This window comes from Halorubrum sp. SD626R (genome assembly GCF_001261915.1).
Taxonomy (GTDB): Archaea; Halobacteriota; Halobacteria; order Halobacteriales; family Haloferacaceae; genus Halorubrum.
Genome location: NZ_CVRT01000140.1, coordinates 1 through 20,526, shown reverse-complemented (window position 1 = coordinate 20,526; position 20,526 = coordinate 1). Strand labels below are relative to the sequence as shown.

Below are 20,526 nucleotides of genomic sequence, written 5' to 3'. Positions count from 1 at the left end.
GGTTGAAGATGTCCTCGAAGCCGCCGGCTCCCCCGGCGCCACCTGCGCCCCCGAAGGGACCGCCGGCACCGCCGGGGCCGCCGCCGCCCGTCGCGCCCCGCTTGTCGGCCTCGGTGAAGCGGTCGTGACCCATCTGGTCGTACTGCTGCCGCTTCTGTTCGTCGGTGAGCACCTCCTTGGCCTTCTGGATCTTCTTGAACCGCTCCTCGGCGTCGTCGTCGTCGCTGACGTCCGGGTGGTGTTCGGCGGCCTGCTTGCGGTACGCCTTCTTGATCTCCTCCTCGCTGGCGTCCCGCGACACGCCGAGGACGTCGTAGAAATCTTCGCTCATGCGTTACGTTCGTTGTTGAGTCGTTCGTGGCTGGGTCGTGTTAAGCGGCGCGTCCGAAGGCGCGGGGGTCGGCGCTACTCCTCGTCGTCGTCCACGTCCTCGAAGTCGGCGTCGACGTACTCCTCGTCGTCGCCGTCGCCGCCGGGCCCGCCGGCCGGACCGCCCGGACCCGCGGCACCGGGGCCGGCCGCGCCGCCCATGCCGCCGGGACCTGCTGCGCCGCCCGCACCGCCCGGACCGGCCTGCGCGGCCTGTCCCTCGTACATCTGCTTGCCGATCTCCTGGAGCTCCTCGGTGAGGGCCTCCGTGACCGACTCGATCTCGTCGGTCTCGGCGTCCTCGTCTTCGAGGATTTCCTCGACGTCCTCGATGGCCGCTTCGATATCGGCGACGAGCTCGTCGTCGTCGAGCTCCTCCTCGTTCTCTTCGAGGAGGGTCTCGGCGCGCTGGATCGTCGTCTCGGCCTCGTTTCGGGCCTCGATCCGCTCGCGGCGGGCCTCGTCCTCCTCCTTGTGCTTCTCGGCCTCCTCCTGCATCTGATCGATCTCCTCGTCGGAGAGGCCGACGCCGCCCTCGATGGTGATCGACTCGGCGTTGCCGGAGCCCTGGTCCTCGGCCTCGACGTTGACGATGCCGTTCTCGTCGATATTAAAGGAGACCTCGATCTGCGGGGTGCCCGCGGGCGCCGGCGGGATGCCGGTGAGCTGGAACGCCCCGAGCAGCTCGTTCTCGTCGGCGATCTCGCGCTCGCCCTGGAAGACGCGGACGTTGACGGAGGTCTGGTTGTCCGCGGCCGTGGTGAACACCTTCGACTCCTCGGTCGGGATCGTGGTGTTCTTCTCGATGAGCCGCTCGAAGAGGCCGCCCTTCACCTCGATACCGAGCGAGAGCGGGGTCACGTCCAGCAGGACGATGTCGTCGACGTCGCCGGAGAGCACGCCGCCCTGGACCGCCGCGCCGAGCGCGACGGCCTCGTCGGGGTTGACGTTCTTCTTCGGCTCCTGGCCGACGAGCTCCTCGACCTTCTCCTGGACCTGCGGCATCCGGGTGGAGCCGCCGACGAGGATGACCTCGTCGATGTCGGACTTCGAGTAGCCGGCGTCCGAGAGCGCCTGCTCGGTCGGCTCGACGGTGCGGTCGATGAGGTCGGACGTGAGGTTCTCGAACGTCGCGCGGGTGACGGACTGTTCGAGGTGGACCGGGCCGCTGTCGGTCGCGGTGATGAAGGGGAGGTTGACGGTGGTCTCCTTCTTGTTCGACAGCTCGATCTTCGCCTCCTCGGCGGCGTCCTTCAGGCGCTGGAGCGCCTGTCGGTCGTCGCGGAGGTCGATCCCGTGGTTGTTCTCGAACTCGTCGGCGAGGTGGTCGATGAGCGCCTCGTCCCAGTCGTCGCCGCCGAGGTCGTTGTCTCCGTTCGTAGCGACGACCTCGTAGACGCCGCCGCCCAGATCGAGGACGGACACGTCGAACGTGCCGCCCCCGAGGTCGTAGACGAGGACGGTCTGGTCGGACTCGTCGTCGAGGCCGTACGCCATGGAGGCCGCGGTCGGCTCGTTGACGATGCGCTCGACGTCGAAGCCGGCGATCTCGCCGGCGTCCTTGGTCGCCTGCCGCTGCTTGTCGTTGAAGTACGCGGGGACGGTGATGACCGCCTTCTCGACGTCGTCGCCGAGGTACTCCTCGGCGTCGCGCTTGATCTTCTGGAGGATCATCGCCGAGACCTGCTCCGGCGTGTACTCGTCGTCGCCGATCTCGACGGTGTAGTCGTCCTCGCCCATGTGCCGCTTGATCGACTGGATCGTGCGGTCCGGGTTCTGGACGGCCTGGTTCTTCGCCGGCTTGCCGACGAGCCGCTCGCCGTCGTCGGCGAAGGCGACGACGGAGGGCGTCGTCCGGTCGCCCTCCGCGTTCGCGATGATCTCGGGCTCGTCGCCCTCCATCACCGCGAACGCGGAGTTGGTGGTACCGAGGTCGATACCGAGGATCTTGTTGCTCGCCATCTTACCAGAATGTAGCGGCTTCTGTCGGTTAAAGGTTACTAGACGGCGCGATCTCGTCGTCCAGCCGATCCCGCTCTCGTCGTGCGTTTTCGGCTATCGTGTGAACGGGTCGCACCGGTGTCTTTATACTGATCCGCAAGCGCAGCAGCTCGTTCTCCGCCGCCGGGAGTCGACGAGATCGGATCGGACTCCGTCGACGACTCCTCAGAGCCCGGAGACGAGGTCCTCCAGCGCCGCCCGCGGGTCGTCGGCCTTCGCCACGCCGGAGGCCAGCAGGATCCCCGAGGCCCCCAGCTCGCCCGCGGCGGCGACGTCCTCGCCGGTCGAGACGCCGGCGCCGCAGAACACGTCGACGGCGGGATCGACCGCGTCGGCGGCCGCGACCGCGTCCTCGACGATCCCCGGGTCGGCCGTCGAGACGGAGACGTCGCCGCCGATGAGCTCGGGGGGTTCGACCGCGACCGCGTCGGGACCGAGGGCGGCGGCGGCGCCGACCTGCGCCGGGTTGTTCGCGCAGACGATCGTCTCCAGGTCCGCGCGCTCGGCGGCGCGCACGGAGCCGTCGATGTCGGCGAGCTTCAGGCGATTCTCGGAGTGGTTGACAAGCGTCCCCGCGGCGCCGTTGTCGGCCACGGCCTCGGCGAGCGTCGATCCGGTGTGCGAGCCGTGGGCGTTCGGCGAGACGTGCTGGGCCCACGTCTCGACGCCGGTATCGGCCACGCGGGCGACGTCGGCCGCCTGCGGCGAGACCGCGATACGCGTGCCGGACGCCTCGGCGACGTCGCGGGCCGCGGTCGCTACCTCGATCGGGTCGCACGGGTACGCCTTGAGGTTCACCAGGATGAACATACCCGCACTCGGGGGCCGCGGGCGCAAATAGCTTCATGCTCCGGCGACGCGTCCCCCCGCCCTCGGCCGGGATCCGTTCGCGGGAGCAGAAACGTCCTTATACCCCGGTACTGTGGGTCGGGACGAACGATGTCCCTCATCGAGCTCATCGCCGGCGTGGAGGCCCGCGAGCCCACGCTGACCGTCTTCAACGCCGACCCGGCGGTCACGGAGGAGCTCCGCGAGCACTTCGCCGACCGCAGCGTCCGGATCGCAGAGGAACGGACCGACGAGGGGCCGGAGGGGTACGCCGTCCTCTCGCGCGACGGCGAGTTCGTCACGGCCGTCACGGTCGACGAGCTCCTCCCCGACGCCGGCGAAGGGACGGACGCGGCCGAGGGGGGGCCGGCCGACGGGGACGCGGGAGACGAGGCGGAGACGCCCGATCCGGGGCGCGGCGACCGGCGGCGGGTCGGCGAGCCGATCCTCGATCACCTCGACGAGACGATGTTCACCTCCTACTCCCGCGACGACATGGTCGCCGCGTCCAGGGAGATCGAGGACCGCGCGTGGCGCGTCGGCGACGGCGAGCTCCACGCCGGGTTCCAGACCCTCGACGTCCTGACCGGGGAGGCGGACACCTACGACCTGCTGGGCGAGAAGGACAGGCTCGAAGTCCACGCGTACGCCGCGAACGAGGGCGAGCCGCCGGACGTGGAGCATTACACCGTTCACGTCGGCGAGACCGCCGAAATCCGCGAGACGTGGTTCGTCGCGTACGACGGCGGCGGCTACGACGACGCGAAGTGCGCGCTGCTCGCCGAGGAGCGCGCGCCCGGCGAGTTCTTCGGCTTCTGGAGCTACGACCCCGAGACGGTCGACTACATCATCGACTACCTGACCGAGCGGTACGGCGGCTCCGAGCAGACGGACGACGGCGGAGCGACGGTGTGACGGTCCGGATCTCGGAGCCGGTCGGCTGGCTGTCGGCCGCGACCAGCGTCGCGACGGTCGCGACGGCGGGGAGCCTCTGGTTTAGCCTCGGACTCGGGCTCGCCCCCTGTGACCTGTGCTGGTACCAGCGGATCCTCATGTACCCGCTCGTCGCGGTGCTCGGCGTCGCGACGATCGAGGCGCGGCCGGCGGTCTGGCGAACCGCACTGCCGCTCGCGGGTCTCGGGGCGGGCCTGGCGACGTATCACTCCTTCCTTCAGGCGACGCGGGGGCAGTGCACGCTCGGCGGTCCGTGCGCGACGGTCCAGTGGCAGAGCCCCTCCCTCGGACTCACGATACCGAACCTCTCGCTCGCCGCGTTCGCGCTGCTCGCCGTGCTGCTCGTCGGGATGCGGCTCCGCGTCGAATGAGAGCGGCGGGGCGAACGCCGCGCGACGGTCCGTTCAGTCCTTCCGCTTGACCACGTCGCCGAGCGTCATCGTCCCCGAGTCGCCGCTGTCCCAGTCGGCGTCCTCGGCGGACTCGCCCTCGACGAGCGAGATGTCGAGCGCGCGCTCCAGCTTCCGCTGGACCTCGTCGGTCGGGAGGGTGTCGCCGCGTTCGAGCTTGCGGATGAGGCTCGCCTTCTCGTTCAGCTGGTCGGCGAGCTCCTCCTGGCTGAGATCGCGGGACTCGCGGGCGTTCCGGATCTGGTCGTCGTAGTCGGTGGCGATCTCGTCCATGTCGTCGAACATGTCGCGCGGCCGCGTCGAGCTCCCCGACGAGCCCGAGGACCCGCCCGAAGAGCCGGACGACGAGGACGACTTCCCGGTGCTCGAACTCGTGGAGTACTTGCTGCCGCCGGAGCCGGTCGACTCGTCGCGGACCTCGGTGCCGAAGTCCGTACACGAGCTACACAGCTCCAGCTCGGCGCCTTCGACCTTCGTCGTCGTCAGCGAGGCCTGGTCGGCGCCGCACATCTCACACTGGGGCATGGGCGACGCTAGCGCTCCCGCTGGTATAAAGGGTGCGCCGCGGTCCCGACCCGGTGACCGAGGCGGGAGTCGTGCCGCGTCCGGTACCGACTTGTCGCCGGGGCCGGCAGGGACGGTATGGATGTCCACGTCACCGGCTCGACCGTGCGGGGAACGACCCGTGCGCCCCCCTCGAAGAGCTACACGCACCGCGCGCTGCTCGCCGCGGGGTACAGCGACGGCGCGACCGTGCGGTCGCCGCTCGTCTCCGCCGACACGCGGGCGACCGCCCGCGCCGTGACCGCGTTCGGCGGCGCGGTCGAACCGGTATCCGGTGCGGGGGTCATCGACGCCGGCGAGGTCGCCGACGGCGACGACCTCTCCATCCCCGACGACGCGGAGGCGCTCGCGGTCGACGGCTTCGGCGGCCGACCCGCGGTCCCCGACGACGTGATCGACTGCGCGAACTCCGGGACGACGATGCGACTGGTCACGGCCGCGGCCGCCCTCGCCGACGGCGCGACGGTGTTGACTGGCGACGGGTCGCTCCGGTCGCGTCCGCAGGGCCCGCTCCTGACGGCCCTCGCCGACCTCGGGGTCCGCGCGGAGTCGACCCGCGGCAACGGGCGGGCGCCGCTGGTGGTCTCCGGGCCCCTGGCGGGCGGCGAGGTCGCCATCCCCGGCGATGTCTCCTCGCAGTACGTCACCGCGCTGCTGATGGCCGGCGCAGTCACCGAGCGCGGGATCGAGGTCGAGCTGACGACGGAGCTCAAGTCGGCGCCGTACGTCGACATCACGCTCGAACTGCTCGCCGACTTCGGCGTCGAGGCGACGCCCGTGGGGGCCGACGGGACGCCCCTCGACGGCGCCGCCGGCGCGGCGGGGTTCGTCGTCGAGGGCGGGCAGTCGTACGCGCCCCCCGGCGGGAGCTACGCCGTCCCCGGCGACTTCTCCTCCATCTCGTACCTCGTGGCGGCCGGGGCGATCGCCGCCGAGCCCGGAGACGCCGTCCGGATCGAGGGCGCTCGCCCGAGCGCGCAGGGCGACGCCGCGATCGTCGATATCGCGGAACGCATGGGCGTCGACGTCGAGTGGGACCGCGACGAGGGCGTCATCACCGTCCGGCGCTCCGACCTCTCGGGCGTCGAAGTCGACGTGGGCGACACGCCCGATCTGCTCCCGACCATCGCCGCGCTCGGCGCGGTCGCCGACGGCGACACCCGGATCACGAACTGCGAGCACGTCCGGTACAAGGAGACAGACCGGGTCGCCGCGATGGCCGAGGAGCTGGCGGCGCTCGGCGCCGAGACGACCGAGGAGCCCGATGTACTCACGGTTCACGGCTCCGAGAGCGACCTCCGAGGGGCGACCGTCGACGGCCGCGCCGACCACCGGATCGTGATGGCGCTCGCCGTGGCCGCGCTCGCCGCGGAGGGCACCACGACGATCCGCGGCGGCGAGCACGTCGACGTCTCGTTCCCGGGCTTCTTCGACGCGATGGCCGACCTCGGGATGGCCGTGGAGCGCGAGGGCGCGGACGAGTAGCCGGCGGGGATACACGTCGCCGGACTGCGACCGTTCGTAAACGGACGACGACGCGGCGGCGTTCACCGCGCCGTCAACGGTTCGTAAGCGAGTGGCCAGTCCGAAAAGATTCGTCGACGGCGTATACGTAACCGATCCGCAAAGTCGACCGACCTACTTCCCTTTACGCGCCGTCCTCGGGCGTCGCGAAGCCGACGCCGCCGGCGAGGATCGCCGTCCCGGCGAGGACGGTCGCGCCGAGCACGACGAACCCGTCGGCCGGAGTCAGCCCGGCGATCGACGCCGCGACGTCCACGACGAACACCGTGACGAACAGGCTCAGGACGGCGAACGCGAGCATGACGAACCCGGCGAGCAGTGCGCTGGCTAACGAGCCGAAGGCGTCGAGAATTCCCATAACACGGAGTAGTTCTCTACCGGGCGTAAATAAGTGGGCGTCTCCGGTCGAGACGGTCGGAGCGCCGACACGAACCCGGAACGAACGGCCGGCCTCAGACGTGCTCAGCGAGGAAGTCGACGACCTCGCGGTACGCCTCGATTCGGTTCTCCAGCTTCGCGAAGCCGTGGCCCTCGTCGTCGAAGATCAGCTTCCGGACGGGGACGCCCTGCTCGCGCGCCCGCTCGACGATCTGCTCGGCCTCGCCCACCGGTACCCGCGGGTCGTTCGCGCCGTGGAGGACGAACAGCGGCGAGGCGATGTTCTCGATGTTGTTGATCGGCGAGATCGACTCCAGGAACTCCCGGTCCTCGTCGAGCGAGCCGTACTCGGCCTCCCGGAGCGACCGGCGCCAGTCGCCGGTGTTCTCCAGGAAGGTGACGAAGTTCGCGATGCCGACGACGTCGACGCCGGCGGCCCACAGCTCGGGGTACTCGGTCAGCGCGGCGAGCACCATGAACCCGCCGTAGGAGCCGCCCATCGCGACGACGCGGTCGGGGTCGACCTCGGGGTGGTCGTGGAGCCACTCGACGCCGGCCTCGATATCGGCCACCGAGTCCATCCGCTTCTCGACGTCGTCGAGCGCGGAGTACGCCTTCCCGTACCCCGAGGAGCCGCGGACGTTCGGCTCGAAGACGGCGTAGCCGTTGTTCAGCAGGTACTGCTTCACCGAGGCGAAGGAGGGGCGGCGCTGCGACTCCGGCCCGCCGTGGATGTCGACGACCACGGGGTAGCCGCCCTCCGGCGGCTCCGTCTCCGGGACCGAGAAGAACGCGGGGATCTCCCTCCCGTCGAAGGTCGGATAGTGCACCAGCTCGGGCTCGACGAACGTGTCCGGCGGGATGCCGGCGGTCGAGGCGGCGGTCCAGCGCTCCGTCTCGCCCGTCGCCGCGTCGACGACGTAGGCGTTCGCGTTGTGGGTGCTCCCGGTCGCGGTGATCGCGAAGCGGTCGCCGTCCGGCCCGAAGCTGACGCCGCCGGCGACGCCTTCGGGGAGGTCGGGCGCCGGGAAGGGGTCGATCCGGTCGGGCTCGACCAGCTCGCCGACCGCGAGCTCGGTGTAACCGTCGACGTTCCGGGAGTAGACGACGCGGCGGGACTCCTCGTGGACCGCGACGCCGTCGACGTTCCAGCCGTCGTCGCCGCCGGGCTTCGCGGGGGTACCGTCGCCGTCGGCGCCGTCGCCGCCGTCCCCCGCGTCGCTCCGGGGCCCCGACCCCTCCCCGGACGCGACCACGGAGAACTCGCCGGCCGCGAGGTCCAGCCGTTCCAGGCGGAGCGTGTCGCTGTCGCGGTCGGTGACGAGGTAGAGGCTCCGGCCGTCGGGCCCCCACTCCGGGCTGCCGTACCGCACGTCGCCCTCGTGGGGCGTGTGATGGGTGAGGTCCCCGCTCGCGACGTCGAGCGTGTACACGTCGTGGTCGAACGAGGAGTGCGCCTCGTGGACGATCAGCCGGTCGTCGCTCGGCGACCACCCGGCGACGGAGAGCCAGCCGTCGCCCTCGTAGGCCAGATCCGCCTCGTCGCCGGTCGCGTCGCGGTCCTGCACGTACACGTCGAAGACGGACTCGTCGCGCCGGTTCGAGGCGAACGCGAAGCGGTCGCCCTCGGAGTCCCAGCCGCCCCAGCGGTGCTTCGCCTCGGGGCGCTCGGTGAGGTCGACGATGTCGCCGGACTCGTAGTTGAGCAGGTACAGCTGCGCGCGCTCGTTGCCGCCCTCGTCCATGCCGAAGACGGCCTCCGCGCGCTGGGGCGAGGAGTCGACGAACGAGACCGACTCCTCGAAGAACGTGTGCTGTTCGGGCCACCCCAGCGGCTCGTCGACCGACCACACCTGCCCGGTGCCGGTCGTGTTCAACAGGAAGGAGAGCCGACCGTTCGGACCCAGGTCCGCCCCGCCGGCGTTCCGCACGTTGAGGTACCGCTCGATGTCGTATCGGTGCATGGGGTCCGGTTCCGGCCGCGGTGGGAAACCGTTTCGGGTGGGGGTGACCCGTCGCGCCTCGGTTCCGCCGGACGACGCCGGGATGCCGTGTCTTTTTATCCGGCCCCGCCGTCCGGTCGGCGTATGCGCGTCGCGTTCGTCTCGCTCCTCGCCCTGGGCCACGGTGACACGCCGGCCCGGGCGCGGACGCGGCGAGTCGCCCGCGGCCTCGCCGAGCGCGGCCACGAGGTCGTCTGGCTCTGCGCGCGCTGGTGGGGCGGCGACCACGACGCCTTCTCCGAGGACGGGATCGAGTACCGGTCGGTGACGGTCGACCCGTCGCCGACGGCGTTCGCGGCGCGGCTCCCGCTCGCGCTCCGCCGGGTCGGCCCCGACGTCGTCCACGCGGTCAACAGCCCCCCGACGCCGGGGCTCGGCGCGACGGTCGCGGGGACGCTGACGCGGACGCCGGTCGTCGTCGACTGGTGGCGCGACCACCCCGCGGACGCCGCCCGGCGCTACCGGCTCCTCGCCCGCGGCGCCGACGCCGTCACGACCCCCTCGCGGACGACCAAGACGCGGGTCCGAGAGCACGGCGCCGCCGGTGAGGACGTGCGGATCGTCCCCGAGAGCATCGACTTCGACCTCGTCGAGTCGGCCGGTGTCGATGACCGGTTCGACGCGGTGTACGCCCGCCGGCTGGACCGCCACGCCAACGTCGAGACGTTCTTGCTCGGGCTCGCGGAGCTGCGCGGGCGCGACTGGACCGCCGCCGTCGTCGGCGACGGCCCGGAGCGCGAGCGGATCGAGGCGACCGCGAGCGACCTCCGGATCGCCGACCGGGTGTCCTTTCTGGGCGACCTGTCGCGCCGCGAGCGCGTCGAGCTGTTCAAGGGGACCCACGTCGTCGCCGCGACGGCGACGTGGGAGACGTTCGCCACGGAGCTGCTGTGGGCGCTCGCGTGCGGCTGCGTCGCCCTCGTCGAGTACCAGGCCGACTCCAGCGCCCACGAACTCGTGGAGGGCCGCGAGCGCGGCCGCCTCGTCACGAGCCCCGCCGAGCTCGCCGACGAGTTCGTCGCCGTCGCCGACCTCGAACGGAAGTCGATCGAGCGCGACTTCGCGGGCTACCACCGCGACGCGGTGTTGGACCGGTACGTCTCCGCGTACCGGGAGCTCCTCGGCGACGGATAGCTCGGGAACGAAGACGGGCGACTCGAAAGTCGGGCCCGGGCGTCGAGACGCCCCGAACGCGACTACTCCTCCTGCGTGATCGTGCCGCCGTACTTCATGAAGACGAACGCCAGCCCGAGCGTGCTCACCATCGCGATGAACGTCGCGACGCCGAGCGCGCGGGCGCCTTGGGGGACGAAGACGGCGTTCGAGCCCCCCCCGCCGCCGGTCGACTCGGTCTCGATGTCGCCACCGACGGCGAGCCCGCCGTGCATGCCGACCGCGGTGTGGGGGACGCAGTGGTAGTGGGTGATGCCGGCGGCCTCCTCCGTCGCCTCGAACTCGTAGGTCGCGCCCTCCTCGCCGACCGCCTGACCGCTGTCGAGGCCGGCCGGACCGCCGCCGTCGACGGTCTGGACGTTGTGCGAGCCGCCGTTCCCGGTCCACTCGAACGTGATCGTGGTCCCCGTGTCGACCCACAGCAGCGTCGGGTCGAACGCGAGCCCGCTGTCGCCCGCGCCGACCTGGACGGTCACCTCGCTCTCCCCGCGGGCGTCCTGATACGACCCGAGGTTCCCGCCGCTGGCCCCGCTCGGCCAGACCGGCTGTTCCTCCTGTGCCGCCGCGGTCCCCGCCGTCGCCGTCGCCGCCCCGGCGGCAGCGGTCGCGCCGCCCGCGGTCCGCATGAACGCGCGCCGGGAGACGTCGTCCGAACTCATACCTCCCGGTTCGTGGCGGGCCGTAGTGAATATGTTGATCCGGACGCGGATATGTTGATCCGGACGCGGGGGGTGCAGTCGAGGGGCGATCGACGCTACGCGTTCTCGACGGCGGCGACGACCGCCTCGTAGTCGGGCTCGTCGGCCAGCTCGTCGCCGACCCAGTCGTAGACGACCGCTCCGTCGTCGTCGATCACGAAGACGGCGCGTTTGGCGATGCCGTACCGCCCCGTCTCGGGCACGTCCGTCTCCACGCCGTACGCCCGGAGCGCGTCGCCGCGGGTGTCGCTGACGAGGTCGAACGAGAGGTCGTACTCGTCGCTGAACGCGCCGAGCGAGTAGGCGGCGTCGGCGCTGATCCCGAAGACGGTCGCGCCGGCCGCCTCGAACCGGTCGATGCGCTCCTCGATCGCGACCATCTCGTTCGAGCAGACCGGCGCGAACGCCGCCGGGAAGAAGGCGAGGACGACGGGACCGTCCCCGAGGTGCTCGGAGAGCTCGAACGGCTCGTGGTCGCTCGTGCCGAGCGTCGCGGAGACGTCGGGCGCGGTGTCGCCGGTGGATACCATGGACGCGAAGTTGCGGACGCGACGGAATAAGCGTTGCTGGCGGGCCGGGGATCGGGGCGTCGCCGACGGGCGTATACCACCGGCGCCCGTACGCCCCCCGTGAGCTATCCGGTCACCTACTACTGTCCGGGCTGCGGGACCCTCGTCGAACTCGACCGCGACGGCTACCTCGCCGACAAGGCGGTGACGCCGTACCCCCTCGAAGGGTGGACGTACGTCGCCCCCGCGGAGCCGTTCGAAGACGAGAGCGACGTCGACGGCGTCCGGTTCGTCTGCGGCGAGAGCGACGGCGTCGTCTGGGACCCGCGCGACGGGGTGCGCGGGACGGACGTCGGCGGGGAGGGAAGCGGGGAGAGCGACGGCCGAGATCGCGGAAGCGACGGCGGCGACGACCGCGACGACCCCGGCTGCGGCGAGCCGTTCTACCTCTCGTTCGTGCGGTACGACGAGGGGCGCGAGGTCGACCCGCGCGCCGAGAGCGAGCTGGTCGAGATCGACCCCGACCCGCGGCCGAGCGGGCCGCGGGGGCCGGGCGGGCCGAGCGGGATCGGGGACGGCGGCGACTCCGACGGCGGGTTCTGGTGAGGCCCGCCGCGGGCGCGGGGCCCGACCGCGAGGGAGACGGCGCCGGCGACGCCAACAGACAAACGCCTTAACCCGAGAGCGAGAAGGGCCGGGCATGGAAAGCATCAATCGGACCGCGATCGAGCTCGTCGACGAGGCGCTCGACTTCGCCGGCGAGCTCGACGTCGTCGGCTACGAGCTGGACAACGGCGCCACCGTCGTCGACTTCGGGATCGACGCCGCGGGCGGCGTCGAGGCGGGGCTGCTCCTCGCCGAGATCCAGACCGCCGGCCTCGCGAACCTCCGCACCCGCATGGGCGAGGTCGCCGGCGCGCCCCGCCAGTACGTCGAGCTGTCGACCGACCACCCCGCGATCGCCCTGCTCTGCTCGCAGAAGGCCGGTTGGGAGCTCGCGTTCGAGTCGGGCTACGAGGGGCTCGGCTCCGGCCCGGCCCGCGCGCTCGTCGGGCAGGAGGCCGAGTTCGAACGCGTCGGCTACTACGACTCCTCCGAGTTCGCCACGCTCGCGGTGGAGTCGACCGCGCTCCCGACCGAGGAGGTCGCCGAACACGTCGCCGACCTCGCCGAGGTCGACGCCGAGGGCGTCTTCCTCCCGGCGTACGCCACTGGTTCGACCGCCGGCTCGGTCGCCACCGCGGCCCGCGCCGCGGAGCTCGCCGTCTTCCGGCTGCTGGAGCTCGGCTACGAGCCGACAGACGTGCTCCACGCCTCCGGCGCCGCGCCGATGGCCCCCGTGACCCGCGACGAGGACCTCGCGATGGGGCGGACGAACGACGCCTTAGCCTACGGCGGCGAGGTCCACCTGCAGGTCGCGCGCGACGACGACCGCTTCGACCAGATCGTCTCGACCGCCCGGGAGGAGTACGGCACGCCCTTCGTCGAGGTGTTCGAGGACGCCGACTGGGACTTCTACGAGGTCGACGAGGCCGTCTTCGCGCCCGCGAAAGTGACCGTCGACGTCGTCGACGGCCCGGTCTACACCGTGGGTGAGACGGACGAGGAGCTGCTCGCCGAGTCGTTCGACTACCGCTGATCCGGGCGCGAGACCCGACTGAACCCCGCACCGACGAGGACTCCCGTGCGACTTAAGCCCGTCCCCGACCCCCCGGCCGAACTCGACGAGCTCCGCGAGCTGCAGCGAGCGGTGCCGCTCGTTCCCGGCAGCACCGACGACTGCTGCGCCCGCCTCCGCGACCGGTGCGGGCTCGCCGACCGCCAGACGGCGAACGACTGGCTCGCGTTCCTCCGCGCGCTCGGGCTCGTCCGCGAGACGCCGCGGGGGTTCGTGCGCGCCGACGCGGAGCCGACCCCAGAGCTGGTCCGCGAGGGGCTCCGCGAGGGCGTCCTGCTCGTCCCGGAGGCCGTGACCGCCCTGCGGGCGGCGACGCCGGCGGACCCGCTCACGCCCGACGCGCTGTTCGCGGCGACCCGCGACGCCGTTCCCCGCCACGACCGCGCCCGCGACCCCGAGTGGGAGGCGACGTGGCGCGACCGGGCGGCCCGGCTGCTGGCGTGGCTCGCGCTCGTCGACCTCGCGGAGCGGGTCGACGACGACCGAACCGACGATCTGTCGGGCTCGCCCGCCTACGTCGCCGGCGACGCGGCCGAGGCGGTCGATTGAGCGCGTTTCGCGCGAAATAGACACGGAATCGGCGCAAACGCGCCGCAACAACTCTTTTACTCGGCGCCGGAGACGGTGTTCGCATGGGACGATTCGACCGGCGGGAGTCGCCGCTGTCGGTCACGTACGAGCCGACGAGCGTGAAGGACCTGCTCGTGGAGATGAAAGACACCGCCGAGCTGCTGATCGACCTGTCGTACTCGGCGGTGCTACACGGGAGCCCGCGGATCGCCGAGGAGGTCGTCGAGCTCGAACACCGGATGGACGTCCTCCAGATGCGCGCGCGGATGAGCCTCATGCTCGCGGCGCGGAGCCCCGACGAGGCCGAGACGCTCGCGCCGGTGCTCGGCGTGGTCGGCGCGGCCGACAAGATCTCCGACGCCGCCGGCGACATCGCGAAGATCGTCACCGAGGAGATCGGCCTCCCGGACGCGATGCGCGGCGCGCTCACCGAGGGCGTCGAGACCCTCGTCCGCGGCACGGTCGCGTCCGACTCCGGCTACGCCGGTCGCACGCTGAAGGACATCGACCTGGAGTCGAAGACGGGGGTCCGCGTGATCGCGATCCGCCGCGACGACGACTGGATCCTCAATCCCGGGCCGAAGACGCGGATCGCGGCCGGCGACGTGGCGCTTCTGCGCGGGCCAGAGGCGGGCGTCGCCGAGGCGTACCCCGAGCTGGCGGGCGAGCCGTTCGAGCCGGACGAGCCGGTCGAGCCCGCGATCGACGACCTGGAGCGCGCGGTCGACTCGATCGTGTTGATGAAGAACCTCTCCGAGCTCGCGGTCGACCTCGCGTACGGCTCCGTCCTGTTCAACAACGAGGAGCTCGCCGAGGAGGTGTCGAACCTGGAGATCGAGGTCGACGCGCTCCAGTCTCGGTTCGAGGCGTGGACGCTCCGCGCCGCGCGGGAGGCGGACGACCCCGTCTCCCTTCGCGGGCTGATCCACCTCGGCGTCGCCACCGAGGAGATCTCCGACGCCGCCCTGGAGATCACCGAGGGCGTCGCCCGCGACCTCGGCGTCCACCCGGTCGTCGAGATGGCGGTCCAGGAGTCGGACGAGATCATCACGCGCACCGTGGTCCGGGAGGGGAGCGACCTCGCGGGCACGACGGTGGAGAACGGGATCCCGACGACCAACGTCTCGACGAGCGTGATCGCGATCCGCCGCCCCGACGAGGGGTGGCTGATCGGCCACGACATCGACACCGTCCTGCGGCCCGGCGACGCCGTCATCTCGAAGGGGACCCGCACGTCGGCCGATGAGTTCGGGGCGCTCGCGTCGTGACCGCCCCGCCGACCGCTGACCCCGAGGGGCTCGCCCGCGCCTACTACGACGCGCTCGACGCCGGCGACTACGAGCGGCTCCGCGGACTGCTCGACCCCGACTTCGTCCAGCGGCGCCCGGACCGGACCTTCGAGGGCCGCGACCGCTTCGTGGCGTTCATGCGCGACGAGCGCCCGATGACGGACACGACCCACGCCGTCGACGCGGTGTACCCGAAGGGACCGGGCGTCGCGGTCCGCGGGCGGCTGCTGGACGCCGACGGCGACGAGCTGTTCGCGTTCGTCGACGTCTTCGACGTCGCTGACGGGCGGCTCGCGGCGCTGGAGACGTACGTCTAGTACGGTAAATCGTTCTCTTGTCCGTTCATCCGCCTTTTTGCGTCGCTCTCGCCTGTCAGGAGTTACTGAGAGCCCTCACAATTTTGATTCCCGTCGAGCGTCAACGCTATCAACAAAGATGTCACGTCAGATACGACTCGAAGACGACGTGTACGAGCGAATCAAGGCGAATAAACGAAATGACGAGTCGTTCAGTGACGCTGTGAAGCGGCTCATCGGAGGACAATCGCTTCGAGATCTCCGCGGTGTATTCGACGAGGACCAGGTGAACGAAATGCGAGACGCTATCGAGGACGCTGACGGAGTGGAACCCGAGGAGGGGTGAATCCGCCCGACAACGGGGAGGAAGCCGGAGTCGCCCTCATGCCCGGATCTGGTCGAGGTCGGCGACGAACGCCCGGAGCGCGTCGCGCGTCACGTGCGGCATGCAGACGACGCGGAGCTCGCCGGCCGCCGTCCGCGACACCTTCCAGCCGGCCTCCCGGAGAGCCTCGAACTCGGGCTCGGGCAGCGCCGCGGCGACGAGCGGGAGCGTCGGCTCGACGATATCGTAGCCGCGCTCCGCGAGGGCGTCGGCGAGCCACGCGGCGTTCTCCCCCGCGCGCTCGGCCGCCTCGCGATAGCCGTCGGGCCACAGCGCCTCCATCGCGGCGACCGCGCCGGCGACGCCCGCGCCGCTCCGGGTGCCGGTCAGGGTCGCCTGCGACCGGGTCTCCAGGTACGGCGTGTCGACCGCGAGCGCGTCGAGCGCCGCGTCCTCGCGGGCGAGGAGCCCGCCGGCCGGCACCGGCGCCTGCCCGAACTTGTGGGGGTCGATCGTCAGCGTGTCGACCGGGGCGTCGCCGAACGACCAGTCGTGGTCCGAGAAGGGAAGGAGGAATCCGCCCCACGCGGCGTCGACGTGCATGAACGCGCCGGCGTCGTGGGCGACCTCGGTCAGCGCCGGGATCGGGTCCACGCGCCCGTACTCCGTGCTGCCGGCGACGCCGACGACCAGCGCGGTGGCGTCGTCGACCGCGGCCGCGACCGCGTCGGTCCGGGCGCGGTAATCGTCGTCGACCGGGACCGTCCGGAGCTCGACGTCGAGCAGCTCCGCGGCCTTGTGAAACGAGAAGTGAGCGCTCTCGGGGACGACGACGTTGACGTCGCTCGCGTCGTGGCGGTTCCGCGCGGCGCGGACCGCCTGCACGTTCGCCTCGGTCCCGCCGGAGGCGACGTAGCCGGCCGCGTCGGTCGGGGTCGGGTGCTCGGCGAGCGTCGCGAGCAGCTCGACCGCGCGCGCCTCCAGCGACGCGACCGCCTCGTAGGTGGCCGGGTCGCCTGGGTTCGTCGCGAGGTAGCGCTCGGCCGCCGCCCGGGCCGCGGGGTGCGGCTCGGTGCACATCGAGGAGAGCACCCGGTCGAACGACTGTGGCTCGGGACGCTGCATTCGGCGAAACGTGGCCGGGGAGGGTCTTACTCGTTCCGCTCTCGGGGCTCGCGAGCCCGGGTAAGGGGTCCTACCGGACCGAGTCGAGCAGGAGCCGCTGTTCGGTCCGCTTCACCTCGTGTTGCACGTCGCGGACGGCGTCGATGTTCGCCGAGATCGAGGAGACGCCCTCGTCGACGAGGAAGTCGACCATCTCCGACTTGGAGCCGGCCTGCCCGCAGATGCTCGTGTCGACGCCGAGATCGCGGCACGTCTCGATCGTATCGCCGATCAGCTTGAGCACGGCCGGGTGGAGCTCGTCGAACCGGTCGGCGACGTGCTCGTTGTTCCGGTCGACCGCCAGCGTGTACTGCGTGAGGTCGTTGGTGCCGAACGAGGCGAAGTCGATGCCCTCGTTCGCCAGCTCCTCTATCTGCAGCGCGCTGGCGGGCGTCTCGATCATCACGCCCCAGCGGTGCGTCTCTGGGTCGATGCCGGCCTCGCGCATGTGCCCTTTGATCCCCTCGATGTCGCTCGCGTCGTTGACCAGTGGGAACATCACCTCCAGGTTGTCGTACCCCATATCGAAGAGGCGCGCGAACGCCGCGAGCTCCTGGCGGAACGGGTCGGGCTTGTCCAGGCTGCGCCGGATCCCGCGCCAGCCGAGCATCGGATTGTGCTCGTTGGGCTCGCCCTCGCCGCCCTCCAGCTCGCGGAACTCGTCCGTGGGCGCGTCGATGGTCCGGACCCGGACCGGACGGGGGTAGAACTCGTCGGCGACCCGCCTGACCCCCTCGATGAGTTCGTCCTGGTACGCGCGGGCGCCGTGGTCGTTGATGTACTTCTCGGGCGTCTTCCCGAGCGAGAGCACCATGTGCTCGATCCGGAGGAGCCCCACGCCGTCGGCGCCGGTCGCGGCGGCGCGCTCGGCCGCCTCGGGGATCGAGACGTTCACCTTCACCTCCGTCGCCGTCATCGGCTTCACGGGGGTCTCCGGCCGAGCCGCCTCGACCGGCTCGAACTCCTCGCCGGGCTCGGCCTCGTCGTCGGTCCCGGCGCGGACGGTCCCCTTGTCGCCGTCGAGCGTGACCTGCTGGCCGTCCTCGAGGACCCGCGTCCCGTTGCCGGTCCCGACGACGGCCGGGACGCCGAGCTCGCGGGAGATGATCGCGGCGTGGCTCGTCATCCCGCCCTCGTCGGTGACGATCCCCGCGGCGCGTTTCATCGCCGGGACCATGTCCGGCATCGTCATCTCGGTGACCATCACGTCGCCCTCCTTGACCTGGTCGAGGTGGTCGAGCTTGTGGACGAGCCGGACCGCGCCGGAGACGACCCCCGGGCTCGCGCCGAGCCCGTCGACGAGGACGTCCTCGTCGTCGCCGGCGGATCCGCCGTTGGCCGCGCCGGGCCGCCCCGACGCGTCCCCGACGGCGGACTTCTTCGGCGTCTCTCCGCCGGTCCCGCCGGCGTCCGCGTCGCCTCCGTCGCTCTCGTCGTCGGCGCCCTCCTGGATCGTCGTGATCGGGCGCGACTGGAGCATGTAGATCTCGCCCTCGTGGATCGCCCACTCGACGTCCTGGGGCGTCCCGTAGTGGTCCTCGACGCGCTCCCCGAGCGCGACCAGCTCTCCGATCTCCGCGTCCGAGAGGACGCGCGCGGTGCGGCGCTCCTCGTCGACGTCGAGCTGGACGGTCTCGCCGGTCTCCGGGTCCTTCACCATCTCGACCTTCTTGTCCGCGACCGTGACCTGGTCGACCTCGCCGCGTCCGCGGTCGTATACGTAGTTGTCGGGCGAGACCGTGCCGGAGACGACCGCCTCGCCGAGCCCCCACGCGGCCTCGATGGTGATCTGCGGGTCGCCGGTCGAGGGGTGGCTGGTGAACATCACGCCGGACTTCTCGGCGTCGACCATCCGCTGGACGACGACCGCGATGTCGACGTCGGCGTGCGGGAACCCCCGCTGCTGGCGGTAGTAGATCGCCCGCTGGGTGAACAGCGAGGCCCAGCACTCCTTCACGCGACGCAGGAGGTCGTCCTCGCGGACGTTGAGGAACGTCTCCTGCTGGCCGGCGAACGAGGAGTCCGGGAGGTCCTCCGCGGTCGCGGAGGAGCGCACGGCGACGAACGCCTCCTCCTCGCCGCCCATCGACCGGTACCGCTCCAGGATCTCCTCGCGGACCTCGTCGGGGAACGGGGTCTCCAGGATGAGCTCCTCCGCCCGCTCCTCGGCCGCGCGGAGCGCGGCGGAGTCCTCGGGGTCGACGTCGACCGCCGAGAACAGCTCCTCGTCGATCCCCGCCTCCTCGATGAAGGTCCGGTACGTGCCCGCGGTGACGGCGAACCCCGGGGGAACCGGGAGTCCGGCGCCGATGAGTTCACCGAGCGAGGCGGCCTTTCCGCCGACGGTCCCGACGTCGTCGGCGTCGACGTCCTCCAGCCAAAGTACTGCCATTCGTATACCGGAGGATCCGGGAGCCGACCAATGAAGCTTCCGGCCTGTGCAACGCTGAATAAAATATTACTCAGTCGCGAGTTACGGAGTCGTCAAAGGCGGGCAGCCGCCGGATCGATCGAACGTAGAGAGGGCCGAAGCGACCGGGAGCCACGAACCGGCAGTCGGTTCGTACCCGTTAACACGCGTCTCCCCGACCTATACTTACCCTCGGACAGTCGAATCGGCATCCGTAACGTGTTACGGGTACTGTAACATCTCGGACGCGACCGTCACTCGCCGGCGAGCCGCTCGCGCTCCGCGCGCAGAATCCGCTGCCAGACGCCGAACAGCGCACTGCGCAGGTCGTATCGGTCGTTCACGCGGCTCACCCAGGCGTCGTCGGCGAACAGGAGGCGCTGGAACCGACGGACGGGCGGCGAGAGCGACTCCCGGTCGCCGCCGTAGTACGACAGCGACTCCTCGCGGGTCCGCTCGACGAGAGCGGCCGGGACCTCGATCCCGTCGGCCGCGGCGGCGTGGACGAACCACTCCAGATGGAGGAGCGCGTCGGCGAGCAGGAAGCGCTCGCGGAACCCCGAGACGCGGGCGAGCGCGGGGCGCCCGTCGATCGTCACGTCCCGCGGGCGGGAGAACCGCGGCGCCGTCACCGTCACGCCCGCCGCCTCCGCGACCGTCCCGGCGACGCGTCTGAGGCGCCGGTCGCCGTACCGCACCGGCGCGATCAGCGCGAGCTCGTACCACGTCGGCAGCCACTCGCAGTACGGCTCGGAGAAGGCGCCGTCGGCGAGCAGCGTCGCCGCGACCGACCGCGCCTCCGCCGGCGACAGCGCCGCGTGGTCGGTCCGGAGCCGGTCGGCGACCCGGTCGTCATCGATCGCGTCGACGCCGTCGAAGCCCATCCCCTCGGCGACGTGCCGGGTGTACGCGCGGCTCGCCGCGTACCAGTCGGCGAAGTCACCGGGCGCCGTCAGTCGGAGGAGTCGAAGGACCGTGATGGCACCCGTACGCTCGCCACCGACAAAACGCTCACCGTTCCGGGGCGCGGTCGGCACCGACTCCGCCGTCGCCGCTGTCGGGACCGTTGTCGCCGCCGGGGCCGTCCGCGAGCGCGCCCTCAAGCCCCCACTCGTCGGCGCGCTCGGCCGCCTCCTCGCGCGCCTGCTCGCGGATCGCCTCGATTCGGTCGTCGTCCGCGAGGAACGCCGCGACGGCGTCGGCGTCGTCCGCCTCCGGGTCGGCCAGTCGCTCGTCGGGCGCCGCCTCGCGGGTGCGGTCGGCGAGCGCCGGGTCGTCGGCGAGCTCCGTCGCCGCCGCGCCCGGCGCGACGCGGAGCGCGTCAGCCTCGTGGGCCGCGTCGAGCCCGTCGTCGACCGCGTACAGCTCGACGCGGTACGGGCC

The 20,526-nt window shown here is 71.5% G+C and carries 21 protein-coding genes and 1 pseudogene; 10 read left to right on the top strand and 12 right to left on the bottom strand.

The window, feature by feature from the left end:
* From SD626R_RS13580 to tpiA, 3 genes are all read right to left on the bottom strand, one after another.
* Positions 1-331, bottom strand: a 331-nt coding sequence (locus SD626R_RS13580) for a DnaJ domain-containing protein (RefSeq protein ID WP_176697331.1), incomplete at its 3' end; no start/stop codon positions are given.
* 74 nt (positions 332-405) lie between these two features.
* Positions 406-2,331, bottom strand: coding sequence for a molecular chaperone DnaK (dnaK, locus tag SD626R_RS13575; protein WP_092566872.1), 1,926 nt, complete (start codon positions 2,329-2,331; stop codon positions 406-408).
* A gap of 204 nt (positions 2,332-2,535) precedes the next feature.
* Entirely contained in the window at positions 2,536-3,180 is a 645-nt protein-coding gene (tpiA, locus tag SD626R_RS13570; protein WP_092566871.1) for a triose-phosphate isomerase, read from the bottom strand.
* Between the two features lie 129 nt (positions 3,181-3,309).
* Here tpiA and SD626R_RS13565 point away from each other — a divergent pair, with 129 nt between their 5' ends.
* Both SD626R_RS13565 and SD626R_RS13560 read left to right on the top strand, forming a co-directional pair.
* Positions 3,310-4,113: a DICT sensory domain-containing protein gene (locus tag SD626R_RS13565; protein ID WP_092566870.1), complete on the top strand. Its 804-nt coding sequence runs from the start codon at positions 3,310-3,312 to the stop codon at positions 4,111-4,113.
* Positions 4,110-4,523, top strand: coding sequence for a disulfide bond formation protein B (locus SD626R_RS13560; RefSeq protein ID WP_092566869.1), 414 nt, complete (start codon positions 4,110-4,112; stop codon positions 4,521-4,523). The genes SD626R_RS13565 and SD626R_RS13560 overlap by 4 nt, the downstream gene beginning before the upstream one ends.
* Positions 4,524-4,556: 33 nt before the next feature.
* On the opposite strand, the gene SD626R_RS13555 is transcribed toward SD626R_RS13560, so the two are convergent.
* Entirely contained in the window at positions 4,557-5,087 is a 531-nt protein-coding gene (locus tag SD626R_RS13555; RefSeq protein ID WP_092566868.1) for a multiprotein bridging factor aMBF1, read from the bottom strand.
* A 117-nt stretch (positions 5,088-5,204) separates the two neighbouring features.
* On the opposite strand from SD626R_RS13555, the gene aroA reads away from it, so the two are divergent.
* A complete protein-coding gene (aroA, locus tag SD626R_RS13550) occupies positions 5,205-6,611 on the top strand; it encodes a 3-phosphoshikimate 1-carboxyvinyltransferase (protein ID WP_092566867.1) in 1,407 nt (468 codons plus the stop codon).
* Positions 6,612-6,774: 163 nt separating this feature from the next.
* On the opposite strand, the gene SD626R_RS13545 is transcribed toward aroA, so the two are convergent.
* On the bottom strand, positions 6,775-7,008 hold the full coding sequence (locus tag SD626R_RS13545; RefSeq protein ID WP_092566866.1) for a hypothetical protein: 234 nt from the start codon (positions 7,006-7,008) through the stop codon (positions 6,775-6,777).
* A 94-nt stretch (positions 7,009-7,102) separates the two neighbouring features.
* Complete coding sequence (locus tag SD626R_RS13540; RefSeq protein ID WP_092566865.1) at positions 7,103-8,992, bottom strand: S9 family peptidase; 1,890 nt, start codon at positions 8,990-8,992, stop codon at positions 7,103-7,105.
* 123 nt (positions 8,993-9,115) lie between these two features.
* On the opposite strand from SD626R_RS13540, the gene SD626R_RS13535 reads away from it, so the two are divergent.
* Positions 9,116-10,165: a glycosyltransferase gene (locus tag SD626R_RS13535; RefSeq protein WP_092566864.1), complete on the top strand. Its 1,050-nt coding sequence runs from the start codon at positions 9,116-9,118 to the stop codon at positions 10,163-10,165.
* Between the two features lie 62 nt (positions 10,166-10,227).
* On the opposite strand, the gene SD626R_RS13530 is transcribed toward SD626R_RS13535, so the two are convergent.
* Positions 10,228-10,863, bottom strand: a complete 636-nt coding sequence (locus tag SD626R_RS13530; RefSeq protein ID WP_092566863.1) for a halocyanin domain-containing protein — start codon at positions 10,861-10,863, stop codon at positions 10,228-10,230.
* Positions 10,864-10,958: 95 nt separating this feature from the next.
* Positions 10,959-11,432 carry a redoxin domain-containing protein gene (locus tag SD626R_RS13525; RefSeq protein WP_092566862.1) on the bottom strand — a complete coding sequence of 158 codons (474 nt, stop codon included), beginning with the start codon at positions 11,430-11,432 and terminating at the stop codon, positions 10,959-10,961.
* A gap of 99 nt (positions 11,433-11,531) precedes the next feature.
* On the opposite strand from SD626R_RS13525, the gene SD626R_RS13520 reads away from it, so the two are divergent.
* From SD626R_RS13520 to SD626R_RS13495, 6 genes are all read left to right on the top strand, one after another.
* Complete coding sequence (locus tag SD626R_RS13520; RefSeq protein WP_092566861.1) at positions 11,532-12,017, top strand: DUF7969 family protein; 486 nt, start codon at positions 11,532-11,534, stop codon at positions 12,015-12,017.
* Positions 12,018-12,111: 94 nt separating this feature from the next.
* The gene (gene mch / locus SD626R_RS13515; RefSeq protein WP_092566860.1) at positions 12,112-13,050 is read left to right on the top strand and encodes a methenyltetrahydromethanopterin cyclohydrolase; all 939 of its coding nucleotides are present in this window, start codon (positions 12,112-12,114) and stop codon (positions 13,048-13,050) included.
* A 45-nt stretch (positions 13,051-13,095) separates the two neighbouring features.
* A complete protein-coding gene (locus SD626R_RS13510; RefSeq protein WP_092566859.1) occupies positions 13,096-13,638 on the top strand; it encodes a double winged helix-containing putative transcriptional regulator in 543 nt (180 codons plus the stop codon).
* An 83-nt stretch (positions 13,639-13,721) separates the two neighbouring features.
* The gene (locus SD626R_RS13505) at positions 13,722-14,927 is read left to right on the top strand and encodes a potassium channel family protein (RefSeq protein ID WP_092566858.1); all 1,206 of its coding nucleotides are present in this window, start codon (positions 13,722-13,724) and stop codon (positions 14,925-14,927) included.
* Positions 14,924-15,265 (top strand): nuclear transport factor 2 family protein, encoded by a 342-nt coding sequence (locus tag SD626R_RS13500; protein ID WP_092566857.1) that lies wholly within the window; start codon positions 14,924-14,926, stop codon positions 15,263-15,265. Before SD626R_RS13505 ends, SD626R_RS13500 begins: the two co-directional genes overlap by 4 nt.
* 118 nt (positions 15,266-15,383) lie before the next feature.
* Positions 15,384-15,590, top strand: a complete 207-nt coding sequence (locus SD626R_RS13495) for an antitoxin VapB family protein (RefSeq protein WP_092566856.1) — start codon at positions 15,384-15,386, stop codon at positions 15,588-15,590.
* Positions 15,591-15,626: 36 nt separating this feature from the next.
* Here SD626R_RS13495 and mfnA read toward each other — a convergent pair whose 3' ends face one another.
* From mfnA to SD626R_RS13475, 4 genes and pseudogenes are all read right to left on the bottom strand, one after another.
* Complete coding sequence (gene mfnA, locus SD626R_RS13490; RefSeq protein ID WP_092566855.1) at positions 15,627-16,694, bottom strand: tyrosine decarboxylase MfnA; 1,068 nt, start codon at positions 16,692-16,694, stop codon at positions 15,627-15,629.
* A gap of 70 nt (positions 16,695-16,764) precedes the next feature.
* Entirely contained in the window at positions 16,765-19,125 is a 2,361-nt protein-coding gene (gene ppsA / locus SD626R_RS13485) for a phosphoenolpyruvate synthase (protein ID WP_092566854.1), read from the bottom strand.
* Between the two features lie 272 nt (positions 19,126-19,397).
* On the bottom strand, positions 19,398-20,027 hold the full coding sequence (locus SD626R_RS13480) for a DUF8116 family protein (protein WP_092566873.1): 630 nt from the start codon (positions 20,025-20,027) through the stop codon (positions 19,398-19,400).
* A gap of 127 nt (positions 20,028-20,154) precedes the next feature.
* A pseudogene (locus tag SD626R_RS13475) lies at positions 20,155-20,526 on the bottom strand (hypothetical protein); the annotation flags it as partial.